The sequence below is a fragment of the Mycobacterium sp. genome (assembly GCF_046095365.1).
Taxonomy (GTDB): Bacteria; Actinomycetota; Actinomycetes; order Mycobacteriales; family Mycobacteriaceae; genus Mycobacterium.
Map to the genome: position 1 here is coordinate 1 of NZ_JBJTJF010000037.1, position 12,016 is coordinate 12,016.

Annotated in this window: 11 protein-coding genes; 10 read left to right on the forward strand and 1 reads right to left on the reverse strand. The window is 71.4% G+C overall.

All coding sequences use genetic code 11. The features are described from left to right. Together ACKOQ4_RS02785 and pheT are read left to right on the forward strand one after the other, a co-directional pair. The coding region (locus tag ACKOQ4_RS02785) for a tRNA ligase subunit PheS family protein (RefSeq protein ID WP_526288601.1) at nt 1-327 on the forward strand (327 nt) is incomplete at its 5' end. Further along, nucleotides 327-2,819, forward strand: coding sequence for a phenylalanine--tRNA ligase subunit beta (gene pheT, locus ACKOQ4_RS02790; protein ID WP_526288603.1), 2,493 nt, complete (start codon nt 327-329; stop codon nt 2,817-2,819). The genes ACKOQ4_RS02785 and pheT, both read left to right, overlap by 1 nt. 92 nt (nt 2,820-2,911) lie before the next feature. Here pheT and ACKOQ4_RS02795 read toward each other — a convergent pair whose 3' ends face one another. Then, a complete protein-coding gene (locus ACKOQ4_RS02795; RefSeq protein ID WP_526288621.1) occupies nt 2,912-4,297 on the reverse strand; it encodes an HNH endonuclease signature motif containing protein in 1,386 nt (461 codons plus the stop codon). Between the two features lie 75 nt (nt 4,298-4,372). On the opposite strand from ACKOQ4_RS02795, the gene argC reads away from it, so the two are divergent. The 8 genes from argC to ACKOQ4_RS02835 all read left to right on the forward strand — a co-directional run. Further along, nucleotides 4,373-5,422: an N-acetyl-gamma-glutamyl-phosphate reductase gene (gene argC, locus ACKOQ4_RS02800; RefSeq protein WP_526288605.1), complete on the forward strand. Its 1,050-nt coding sequence runs from the start codon at nt 4,373-4,375 to the stop codon at nt 5,420-5,422. After that, complete coding sequence (gene argJ / locus ACKOQ4_RS02805; RefSeq protein WP_526288607.1) at nt 5,419-6,624, forward strand: bifunctional glutamate N-acetyltransferase/amino-acid acetyltransferase ArgJ; 1,206 nt, start codon at nt 5,419-5,421, stop codon at nt 6,622-6,624. The genes argC and argJ overlap by 4 nt, the downstream gene beginning before the upstream one ends. Then, nucleotides 6,621-7,442: an acetylglutamate kinase gene (gene argB / locus ACKOQ4_RS02810; RefSeq protein ID WP_526288609.1), complete on the forward strand. Its 822-nt coding sequence runs from the start codon at nt 6,621-6,623 to the stop codon at nt 7,440-7,442. The genes argJ and argB overlap by 4 nt, the downstream gene beginning before the upstream one ends. Beyond that, nucleotides 7,439-8,617 (forward strand): acetylornithine transaminase, encoded by a 1,179-nt coding sequence (locus ACKOQ4_RS02815; RefSeq protein ID WP_526288611.1) that lies wholly within the window; start codon nt 7,439-7,441, stop codon nt 8,615-8,617. The genes argB and ACKOQ4_RS02815 overlap by 4 nt, the downstream gene beginning before the upstream one ends. Next, nucleotides 8,614-9,543: an ornithine carbamoyltransferase gene (gene argF / locus ACKOQ4_RS02820; protein WP_526288613.1), complete on the forward strand. Its 930-nt coding sequence runs from the start codon at nt 8,614-8,616 to the stop codon at nt 9,541-9,543. The genes ACKOQ4_RS02815 and argF overlap by 4 nt, the downstream gene beginning before the upstream one ends. Further along, entirely contained in the window at nt 9,540-10,040 is a 501-nt protein-coding gene (locus tag ACKOQ4_RS02825; RefSeq protein WP_526288615.1) for an arginine repressor, read from the forward strand. The genes argF and ACKOQ4_RS02825 overlap by 4 nt, the downstream gene beginning before the upstream one ends. A gap of 10 nt (nt 10,041-10,050) precedes the next feature. Next, entirely contained in the window at nt 10,051-11,250 is a 1,200-nt protein-coding gene (locus ACKOQ4_RS02830; protein ID WP_526288617.1) for an argininosuccinate synthase, read from the forward strand. A gap of 91 nt (nt 11,251-11,341) precedes the next feature. Further along, nucleotides 11,342-12,016 (forward strand): lyase family protein (locus ACKOQ4_RS02835; protein ID WP_526288619.1); only part of this gene is annotated, 675 nt, incomplete at its 3' end.

Below are 12,016 nucleotides of genomic sequence, written 5' to 3' on the forward strand. Positions count from 1 at the left end.
CTGGACGCGTTCGCCCGATCGGAATTCGGTCCGGACGCCCGCACCCGGATGCGGCCGCACTTCTTCCCGTTCACCGAGCCGTCGGCCGAGGTGGACATCTGGTTTCCCGACAAGAAGGGCGGACCCGGCTGGGTCGAGTGGGGCGGCTGCGGCATGGTCAACCCGAACGTGCTGCGCGCCGCGGGCGTCGACCCGCAGGTGTACTCCGGGTTCGCCTTCGGCTGCGGATTGGAGCGGACCCTGCAGTTCCGCAACGGCATCCCCGACATGCGCGACATGGTCGAAGGTGACGTCCGGTTCTCGCTGCCGTTCGGGGTGGGTCTGTAATGCGGCTTCCGTACAGCTGGCTGCGCGAGGTGGTGCAGCGGGGCGCCCCGGGCTGGGACGTCGACCCGCACGATCTGGAGCAGGCGCTGATCCGGGTCGGCCATGAAGTGGAGGACGTCATCACGCTGGGCCCGGTCACCGGCCCGCTCCGCGTCGGCCGGGTGACGACGATCGAGGAACTCGCCGATTTCAAGAAGCCGATCCGGGCCTGCACGGTGGCTGTCGGGGAGACCGAGGACCGCGAGATCGTCTGCGGTGCGGCGAACTTCGCCGTCGGTGACCTGGTGGTGGTGGCGCTGCCCGGAGCGGTGTTGCCCGGCGACTTCCGGATCGCCACCCGGAAGACCTACGGCCGCACCTCCGACGGCATGATCTGCTCGGCGGCCGAACTGGGTCTGGGGACCGATCATTCCGGCATCCTGGTGCTGCCCGCCGATACCGCCGAACCCGGCGCCGACGCCATCCCGGTGCTCGGCCTGGATGATGTGGTGTTCGACCTCGCCGTCACCCCCGACCGCGGCTACTGCATGTCGGTGCGCGGCATCGCGCGAGAGATCGCCTGCGCCTACGACCTGAACTTCGTCGACCCCGCCGACGTCGCGGCGCTGCCGGTCGAGGGGCCGGCGCTGCCGGTGACCGTCGAGCCCGGAACAGGCGTCAGCCGGTTCGCGCTGCGCCCGGTCACCGGAATCGACCCGAAGGCGCAGTCGCCGTGGTGGTTACGCCGGCGCCTGCTGCTCTGCGGGATCAGGCCGATCTCGCCGGCGGTCGACGTCACCAACTACGTGATGCTCGAACTCGGCCACCCGATGCATGCCCACGACCAGAGCCGGATCCGCGGCGACTTCACCGTGCGGTTCGCCCGGCCGGGGGAGACCGTGGTGACCCTGGACGACGTCAAGCGCACGCTGGACCCGGCCGACGTGCTGATCGCCGACGACGCCGCCGTCGCCGCCATCGGCGGGGTGATGGGCGCGGGCACCACCGAGATCGACCCCGAGACCACCGACGTGCTGCTGGAGGCCGCCGTCTGGGACCCGGCGGCGGTGTCGCGGACCATCCGGCGGCTGCATCTGGTCAGCGAGGCCGGCCGCCGCTACGAGCGTTCGGTCGACCCGGCCGTATCCGTCGCCGCGATCGACCGCTGCGCGGCTCTGCTGGCCGAGATCACCGGCGGCACAGCCCAACCCAGACTCACCGACTGGCGCGGCGACCCGCCGCGGGAGGACTTCTCGCCCCCGCCGGTGCGGATGCCCGTCGACCTGCCCGACCGCACCGCCGGGGTGAGCTACCCCGACGGCGCGACCGTGGCGCGGCTGACCCAGATCGGCGCCCGCGTTCACGCCGACTCCGATCCGGCCGTGCTCGTCGTCACCCCGCCCAGTTGGCGACCCGACCTCGTCCAGCCCGCCGACCTCGTCGAGGAGGTGCTGCGGTTGGAGAGCCTCGACGTGATCCCGTCGGTGCTGCCGTCGGCCCCGGCCGGGCGCGGCCTGACCGCCGGCCAGAAGCGTCGCCGCGCGATCGGCCGGGCGCTGGCTCTGGCCGGGTTCGTCGAGGTGCTGCCCACCCCGTTCCTGCCCGCCGGGGTCTTCGACCAGTGGGGCCTGGATGCCGGTGATTCGCGCCGGAACACCTCCGCGGTGCTCAACCCGCTGGAGGCCGACCGGCCGGAACTGGCCACCACGCTGCTACCGGCTCTCCTTGAGGCGTTGTCCCGCAACGTGTCCCGCGGCTTCGGAGACGTCGCGCTGTTCTCCGTCGCCCAGGTCGTGCAGCCCACCGAGCACACCCGGGCCATCGGGCTGATCCCGACCGACCGTCGGCCCACCGAGGCCGAGATAGCGGCGCTCGACGCGGCACTGCCGCACCAGCCGGTGCACGTCGGCGCTGTGCTGGCCGGGCTGCGCGAGCCGCGCGGCCCGTGGGGGCCCGGGCGGCCGGCCGAGGCGGCCGACGCCTTCGAGGCAGCGCGGGTGATCGCCCGGGCCGCCGGAGTGCAGGTGACCCTGCGGCCGGCCCGCCACCTGCCCTGGCATCCGGGGCGTTGCGCGGAGGTGGTCGTCGATGGCCGGGTGGTCGGCCACGCCGGGCAGTTGCACCCCTCGGTCGTCGAACGGTCCGGTCTGCCCAGGGGCTGCTGTGCGGTCGAGATCAACCTCGATGACGTGCCGCTGGCGGAGAGCCTGCCCGCCCCGCGGGTCTCCCCGTTCCCGGCGGTCTTCCAGGATCTGAGCCTGGTGGTGGCAGACGACGTCGCCGCGCAGGCGGTGATCGACGCGGTCCGCGACGGCGCCGGTGACCTGCTCGAGGACGTCGCGCTGTTCGACGTCTACACCGGCCCGCAGATCGGGCCGGGGCGCAAGTCGCTCACCCTGGCCCTGCGATTCCGGGCCGCCGACCGCACCCTGACCGAGGACGAGGCCAGTGCTGCCCGCGACGCTGCCCTGGCCACCGCTGCTGACCGGCTAGGCGCCCGACTTCGGAGTTAGCGAACCCGATCCGACCAGCATGATGCAATGGGGTTCGGGGGCAACGTATTAGGACGGCCCTTGGCTCGGGCGCAGGGTTGTCGCCGTCGGCGCTATCCCGGGTCGTCGTCGGCCCGCAGTACCTCCTCGGGATGGTGGTACAGATTGACGCGGCCTTGCCCCCGCTCCAGGTGTGGCGGGGAGATCCACTCAGTTCGGTTGTCAATCCTGCGCTTTCGGGTGGTCCAGCCGGTCGGGGTGTCTTCGACCAGGCGGTTGTCGCAGCCGCAGGCCAAGGTGAGTTCGTCGACATCGGTGTTGCCGCCGTGCTGCCAGTCGCGTTCGGCGTGGTGGACCTGGCACCGGTTGGGGGGAGCCGTGCAGCCCGGTTTCGTGCATCCCCGCTCAATAGCGGACAGGACCAGGCGCTGACCTGGGCTCGCGGTCCGTCGCGTCCGTCCGTAGTACAGCTGGATCTCTCGGGCGCTGTGGAAGAGCGCGAGATAGGGGTGGGCATCTGCGGCCATTCGGATGAGCGTGGGGACCGGCAACTGCGTGCCCCCGCCGGTATGGGCACGCCCCGCTGCCGCACTGAGCTCGGAAAGCGTGGTGGTCGCCACGATCGTGACCGGGAGCCCATGGTGCTGGCCCAACTTCCCGGATGACAGCATCGCCCGGCACACGGTCTGCAGCGCGTCGTGGGTGCGCTGCGGGCCGCTCCGGGTGTCGTTGGTGATCTGGTCTTGCGATGGAACGCCGTCCACGCAGGGTGTGTCGTCGTCGGGATTGCAGTATCCGGGTGCGGCGAGTTTGGCGAAGACGGCATCCAGTGTGGCCCTCAGTTCGGGATCGAGCCACCCCGTGATGCGGCTCATGCCGTCGAGTTCCTGACGCCCGATGATGAGGCTGCGCTTGCGGGCATGCTCCCGTTCGTCGTCGAGCGTGCCGTCCTGGTCGAGGTAGCCCATCAACTGGCGGGCGACCTTGCGCAACCCCTCCGGGGTCAGGCCGCCAGCGAGCCCTGCCAGCTGAGATTCGGCCGCTGACCGGGTGGCCGGGTCGACCTCCGCCGGGAGCTGCTCCATGAAGTCGCGGATCACCGTGACGTGCTCGGTGCCGATCTCCCCGCGCGCCTGCGCGGCTGCGGTTCCGGGTAGTTGTGGTTCCAGTGGTTCGCCGGTGACGCCGCGCCGCGGCCCGAGTTGGGCTGACTCGGCGAGGCGGCGGCCCGCATCGGATCCGCTGATGCCCAGTCGTTGGGACAGCACCGCGCGCCACGACTTGGCGCCCAGGTCCTTCGGGGCGGACTGAGACTGAAGGTGGGCCAGAAGCGCGTTCTCGGTCGCGGGCTGCCGGCGCCGATGGACCTCCAGCCGGTCCAAGATGTCCAGTGTCTGTACAGATCCCAGCGCCTGAACCGGCAGCGAGGCCAGCTTGTCCCACGCCATCTCAAGCTCGTCCAGCGCGGCCACCACCGCCTCGACGTCCGCGGTCCGCATCTCCATATATCGAACATTAGTTCGACACCCCGACAAGTTTCCCGGCTTTATGAAGTTGCAGTGTTACGCATAATAATGCAGAATGGCGCGGTGACGACTGTGGCGGTGGCCGGTGCCAGCGGGTACGCCGGCGGCGAGATTCTGCGGCTGCTCCTCGGCCATCCCGGGTACGCCGAAGGCTCGCTGCGGATCGGCGCGCTCACCGCGGCGGCCAGCGCGGGAACCCGGCTCGGTGAGCACCACCCGCACCTGCTGCCGCTGAGCGAGCGGGTGCTCGAGCCGACCGACGTCCACGTGCTGTCCGGCCACGACGTGGTGTTCCTGGCGCTGCCGCACGGGAACTCGGCCGAGATAGCCGGACAACTCGGGCCGCAAACCGTCGTCATCGACTGCGGCGCCGATTTCCGGCTGACCGACCCCGGCGACTGGACTCGCTTCTACGGCTCCGAGCACGCCGGCAGCTGGCCCTACGGGCTGCCCGAACTGCCCGGCGGACGTGACGCCCTGCGCGGCGCCACCCGCATCGCGGTGCCGGGCTGCTATCCGACCGCGGCCCTGCTGGCGCTGGTACCGGCCGTCGCCGCCGGACTGGCCGACCCGGCGGTCACCGTCGTCGCGGTCAGCGGAACCTCGGGGGCGGGCCGCGCGGCCAAGGTGGACCTGCTGGCCTCGGAGGTCATCGGCTCGGCGCGGGCCTACAACATCGCCGGCGTGCACCGGCACACCCCGGAGATCGCCCAGGGCCTGCGCGCGGTCACCGACAGACCGGTCACGGTGTCGTTCACCCCGGTGCTCATCCCCACCGCCCGCGGCATCCTGGCCACCTGCACCACCCCCACCGCGGCGTCGTCGGGGCAGGTCCGTGAGGCCTACGAAAAGGCCTACGACGCAGAGCCTTTCGTCTATCTGCTCCCTGAGGGGCGGCTGCCGCAGACCGGCTCGGTCATCGGCAGCAACGCCGCCCAGTTGGCGGTCGCCGTGGACGCCGACGCCGGCGTCCTCGTCGCGGTCTGCGCGATCGACAACCTGGTCAAGGGCACCGCGGGCGCGGCGGTGCAGTCGATGAACCTGGCGCTGGGCCTGCCCGAGACGCAGGGACTGTCTGTGGTGGGGGTGGCGCCATGAGACTGTTGCGCTCCCAGGGTGTCACCGCGCCGGCCGGATTCCGCGCCGCCGGGATCGCCGCCGGCATCAAGAAGTCCGGTGCCCTGGACCTGGCCCTGGTGTTCAACGAGGGGCCCGACTACGCCGCGGCCGGGGTGTTCACCCGCACTCAGGTCAGGGCGGCCCCGGTGCTGTGGACCAGCCAGGCGCTTACCACCGGCCGGCTGCGTGCGGTGCTGCTGAACTCCGGCGGCGCCAACGCCTGCACCGGGCCGCCGGGATTCCAGGACACCCACACCTGCGCGGAGGCGGTGGCCCGGACGCTGTCCAACTGGGGCACCGAGACGGGTCCGATCGAGGTGGCGGTCTGCTCCACCGGACTGATCGGCGACCGGCTGCCGATGGACCGCCTGCTGGCCGGGATCACCGAGATCGTGCACGAGATCCACGCCGGACTGCTCGGCGGTGACGACGCGGCCCGGGCCATCATGACCACCGACACCGTACCCAAACAGGTTGCGCTGCATCATGCGCCGGGCTCGGCCGAGAACTGGACGGTCGGCGGAATGGCCAAGGGCGCCGGCATGCTGGCCCCCTCGCTGGCCACCATGCTGTGCGTGCTGACCACCGACGCGGTCGCCGACGCCGCCGCCCTGGACAACGCGCTGCGCCGGGCGACCGCGCGCACCTTCGACCGGCTCGACGTCGATGGCAGCTGCTCGACCAACGACACCGTGCTGCTGATGGCCTCCGGGGCCAGTGAGATCCGGCCCACCCAGGAGCATCTCGACGACGCGGTGCTGCGGGTGTGCGAGGACCTGTGCGCGCAGATGCAGGCCGACGCCGAGGGGGTGACCAAGCGGGTGTCGATCACCGTCGCCGGCGCGCCGAGTGAGGACGACGCCGCCGCCGCCGCCCGCGCCGTCGCCCGCGACAGTCTGGTGAAGACGGCGATGTTCGGCTCCGACCCGAACTGGGGGCGGGTGCTCGCCGCGGTCGGCATGGCGCCCTTCGAGATCGACCCGGCCCGGATCGCGGTGTCGTTCAACGGGACCCCGGTCTGCGTCGACGGCGCCGGGGCGCCCGGAGCCCGCGAGGTCGACCTGTCCGGTCCGGACATCGCCGTTCGCGTCGACCTCAAACTCGGTGGTGGCGAGGCCACCATCCGCACCACCGACCTCTCGCACGCCTACGTCGAAGAGAACTCGGCCTACAGCTCATGACGCTGAACGCACTGCGGGACAAGATCGTCGTCGTCAAGTACGGCGGCAACGCCATGACCGACGACGCGCTCAAGACCGCGTTCGCCGCCGACATGGCGGCGCTGCGTGATGCCGGCGTCCACCCGGTAGTGGTGCACGGCGGCGGCCCGCAGATCAGCGCGATGCTCAAGAGACTGGGCATCTCCGGAGAGTTCAAGGGCGGTTTCCGGGTCACCACCCCCGAAGTGCTCGATGTCGCGCGCATGGTGCTCTTCGGCCAGGTCGGCCGCGAACTGGTCAACCTCATCAACGCGCACGGACCGTACGCCGTCGGCATCACCGGCGAGGACGCCCGGACCTTCACCGCGGTCCGCCGCACAGTCACCGTCGACGGCGTGGAGTGCGACATCGGTCTGGTCGCCGATGTCGGCAAGGTCGACACCGCGCTGCTGGCCGACCTGATCGGCGCCGGACGCATCCCGGTGGTCTCGACCATCGGACCCGACGCCGACGGGGTGGTGCACAACATCAACGCCGACACCGCCGCGGCCGCGGTCGCCGAGGCACTGGGTGCGCAGACGCTGGTGATGCTCACCGACGTCGAGGGCCTCTACACCCGCTGGCCCGACCGCGCCTCCCTGGTCAGCCGGATCGACACCGTCACCCTGGCCGGCCTGCTGCCCCGCCTGGAGGAGGGCATGGTGCCCAAGATCGAGGCCTGCCTGCGTGCGGTCGACGCCGGCGTGCCCAGCGCTCACGTCATCGACGGGCGCGTCGCGCACAGCGTGCTGGCCGTGCTGCGCGGCGAGCGCGCCGGAACCACGGTGGTGGCCTCGTGAGCGCCCCGCTGCTGGACCGCTGGCAGTCGGTGATGATGAACAACTACGGCACCCCGCCGCTGGCACTGGTCAGCGGGGACGGCGCGGTGGTCACCGACGTCGACGGCAACACCTACGTCGACCTGCTGGCCGGCATCGCCGTCACCATCCTCGGCCACCGCCACCCGGCGGTCGTCGAGGCCGTCACCACCCAGCTCAACACCCTGGGCCACGTCTCCAACCTGTACGCCACCGAGCCCGGAGTGGCCCTCGCCGAGGCGCTCGTCGCCCATCTCGGGCTGCCGGCCCGGGTGTTCTTCTGCAACTCCGGTGCCGAGGCCAACGAGGTGGCGTTCAAGATCACCCGGCTGACCGGCCGCACCAAGATCGTCGCCGCCCAGGGATCGTTCCACGGCCGCACCATGGGAGCGCTGGCGCTGACCGGCCAGCCCGCCAAACAGGAACCCTTCCGGCCGCTGCCCGGCTATGTCACCCACGTTCCCTACGGCGACATGGCGGCACTGCAGGCCGCGGTCGACGCCGAAACCGCGGCGGTGTTCCTCGAGCCGATCATGGGGGAGGGCGGCGTCGTGGTCCCGCCGGCAGGCTACCTGGCCGCCGCCCGCGAGATCACCGACCGGCACGGCGCACTGTTGGTCCTCGACGAGGTGCAGACCGGGGTCGGGCGCACCGGAACCTTCTTCGCCCACCAGTACGACGGCATCAGCCCCGACGTGGTGACCATGGCCAAGGGCCTGGGCGGCGGCCTGCCGATCGGGGCGTGCCTGGCGATCGGCCCGGCCATCGACCTGATGACGCCCGGCATGCACGGCAGCACCTTCGGCGGCAACCCGGTCTGCGCCGCGGCCGCCTGCGCGGTGCTGCGGGTGCTGGCCGAGCAGGACCTGGTGAGCCGCGCCGGGCTGCTGGGCAAGACCCTGCACGACGGCATCGAGGCGCTGCACCACCCGCTGGTCGACCACGTCCGGGGCCGCGGCCTGCTACAGGGGATCGTGTTGAGCGCCCCGCAGGCCAAGGCCGTCGAAACCTCCTCCCGCACTGCGGGATTCCTGGTCAATGCCGCCGCCCCCGACGTCGTCAGGCTGGCCCCGCCACTGGTCGTGACCGACGCGCAGATCGAGAGTTTCCTCGACGCACTACCGGGCATTCTCGACTCCGCCGCGAGGTCGTCGTGACCCGGCACTTCCTGCGCGACGACGACCTGACACCCGCCGAACAGGCCGAGGTGCTCGCACTGGCGGCCGACCTCAAGGGGTCCCCGTTCAGCCGCCGTCCCCTCGACGGTCCGCGCGGGGTGGCGGTGATCTTCGACAAGAACTCCACCCGCACCAGGTTCTCCTTCGAGATGGGTATCGCCCAACTCGGCGGGCATGCCGTCGTGGTGGACGGCCGTTCCACCCAACTCGGCCGCGACGAGACCCTGGCCGACACCGGCCGGGTTCTGTCGCGCTACGTCGACGCGATCGTCTGGCGGACCTTCGGGCAGGATCGGCTCGACGAGATGGCAGCGGCGGCAACGGTTCCGGTCGTCAACGCGCTCTCCGACCAGTTCCACCCCTGCCAGGTTCTGGCCGACCTGCAGACCATCGCCGAACGCAAGGGCGCGCTTGCCGGCCTGCGGCTGGCCTACCTCGGCGATGGCGCCAACAACATGGCGCACTCACTGATGCTCGGCGGCGTCACCGCCGGACTGCACGTCACCGTCGCCGCGCCGGCCGGTTTCGCCCCCGACGCCTCCGTCGTGGCCGCCGCGCAGGCCCGCGCCGCCCTGACCGGGGGCAGTGTCACCGTCACCGACGACCCGCAGGCCGCCGCCCGCGGCGCTGACGTGCTGGTCACCGACACCTGGATCTCGATGGGTCAGGAGAACGACGGACTGGACCGGGTCGCTCCTTTCCGGCCCTTTCAGCTCAACGCCGGCCTGCTGGCACACGCTGATCCGGAAGTCGTTGTGCTGCACTGTCTCCCGGCCCACCGCGGCGAGGAGATCACCGACGAGGTGATCGACGGCCCGCATAGTGCGGTGTGGGAGGAGGCCGAGAACCGGCTGCACGCCCAGAAGGCTCTGCTGGTGTGGCTGCTGGAGAGGCGCCCACGATGAAGTCCGAGGTCGCCGCCACCCGGGTGGGCCGGCAGGCCCGCATCGTCGCGATCCTGGCCGCCCGCCCGGTGCACAGCCAGACCGAGTTGGCCGCCCTGCTGGCCGACGACGGCATCGAGGTCACCCAGGCGACGCTGTCGCGCGACCTCGAGGAACTGGGCGCGGTCAAGCTGCGCGGCGCCGACGGCGGCGTCGGCGTCTACGTCGTGCCCGAGGACGGCAGTCCGGTGCGCGGGGTGTCCGGCGGCACCGACCGGCTGCACCGGCTGCTCGGTGAGCTGCTGGTGTCCACCGACGCCAGCGCCAACCTCGCCGTGCTGCGCACCCCTCCCGGTGCGGCGCACTACCTGGCCAGTGCCGTCGACCGGGCATCGTTGCCGGAGGTGGTCGGCACCATCGCCGGCGACGACACCATCCTGGTGGTGGCCCGCGAGCCGATGACCGGCGCGCAACTGGCCGCCATGTTCGAGACGATCCGCCAACCCCCGAACCCATGAAGGAGCACCCATGAGCGAGCGCGTCATCCTGGCCTACTCCGGCGGACTGGACACCTCGGTGGCCATCAGCTGGATCGGCAAGGAGACCGGCCGTGAGGTCGTCGCCGTGGCCATCGACCTCGGCCAGGGCGGGGAGGACATGGAGGTGGTGCGCCGGCGTGCGATGGACTGCGGTGCGGTCGAGGCCGTCGTCGTCGACGCCCGCGACGAGTTCGCCGAGCAGTACTGCCTGCCGGCCATCCAGTCCAACGCGCTCTACATGGACCGCTACCCGCTGGTGTCCGCGCTGAGCCGGCCGCTGATCGTCAAGCACCTGGTGGCCGCCGCCCGCGAGCACGGAGGTGGAATCGTCGCGCACGGCTGCACCGGCAAGGGCAACGACCAGGTGCGTTTCGAAGTCGGATTCGCCTCGCTGGCACCGGATCTCCAGGTGCTGGCCCCGGTCCGCGACTACGCCTGGACGCGGGAGAAGGCCATCGCCTTCGCCGAGGACAACGCGATCCCGATCAACGTCAGCAAGCGCTCGCCGTTCTCCGTCGACCAGAACGTCTGGGGCCGCGCGGTGGAGACCGGTTTCCTCGAGCACCTCTGGAACGCCCCCACCAAGGACGTCTACGACTACACCGAGGACCCCACGCTGAACTGGAACAGCCCCGACGAGGTCATCGTCGGCTTCGAGCGGGGGGTGCCGGTGAGCATCGACGAGCGCCCGGTCACGGTGCTCGGCGCCATCGAGGAACTCAACCGCCGGGCCGGTGCGCAGGGAGTGGGCCGCCTCGACGTGGTGGAGGACCGCCTCGTCGGCATCAAGAGCCGGGAGATCTACGAGGCCCCCGGCGCCATGGTGCTCGTCACGGCTCACACCGAACTCGAGCACGTGACCCTGGAGCGCGAACTGGGCCGGTTCAAGCGGATCACCGACCAGCGCTGGGGCGAGTTGGTCTACGACGGGCTGTGGTTCTCGCCGCTGAAGACCGCGTTGGAGAGCTTCGTGGCCAAGACGCAGGAACACGTCACCGGCGAGATCCGGATGGTGCTGCACGGCGGGCACATCGCGGTGAACGGCCGGCGCAGCCCGGAGTCGCTGTACGACTTCAACCTGGCCACCTACGACGAGGGCGACACCTTCGACCAGTCCGCGGCCAAGGGCTTCGTCCACGTGCACGGGCTGTCCTCCAAGATCGCGGCACGCCGGGATCTGGGTTTGTGAGCGCGCTCCTTCGCCGCGAGATCGCCACCAGGGCTGTGATCGCGCAGCCGAGCACGACCCTGATGGCGGTCTCGCGAGGCGGGCAGCAGCTGTGACTACCAACGAGGGCTCGCTGTGGGGCGGCCGCTTCGAGGGCGGTCCGGCGGACGCGCTGGCGGCGCTGAGCCGCTCCACCCACTTCGACTGGGTGCTGGCGTCCTACGACATCGCCGCCTCCAAGGCGCACGCGAAGGTCCTGCACGCCGCGGGCCTGCTGACCGACGACCAGCGCGACGGCCTGCTGGCCGGCCTGGACAGCCTGGGCTGCGACGTCGCCGACGGCAGTTTCGCTCCGGTGGACACCGACGAGGACGTGCACGGGGCGCTGGAGCGCGGGCTGATCGACCGGGTCGGCGGTGACCTGGGCGGGCGGCTGCGCGCGGGCCGCTCGCGCAACGACCAGGTCGCCACGCTGTTCCGGATGTGGCTGCGCGACGCGATGTCCCGGGTGGCGGGCGGTGTGCTCGACGTGGTCGACGCGCTGACCGCCCAGGCAGCCGCACACCCCACCGCGGTGATGCCCGGCAAGACCCACCTGCAGGCCGCCCAGCCCGTGCTGCTGGCCCACCATCTGCTCGCCCATGCTCACCCGCTGTTGCGCGACGTCGACCGGATCGCCGACTTCGACGACCGGACCGCGGTGTCGCCCTACGGCTCCGGCGCGCTGGCGGGGTCGTCGCTGGGTCTCGACCCCGACGCGCTAGCCGCGGATCTCGGTTTCGCAGCG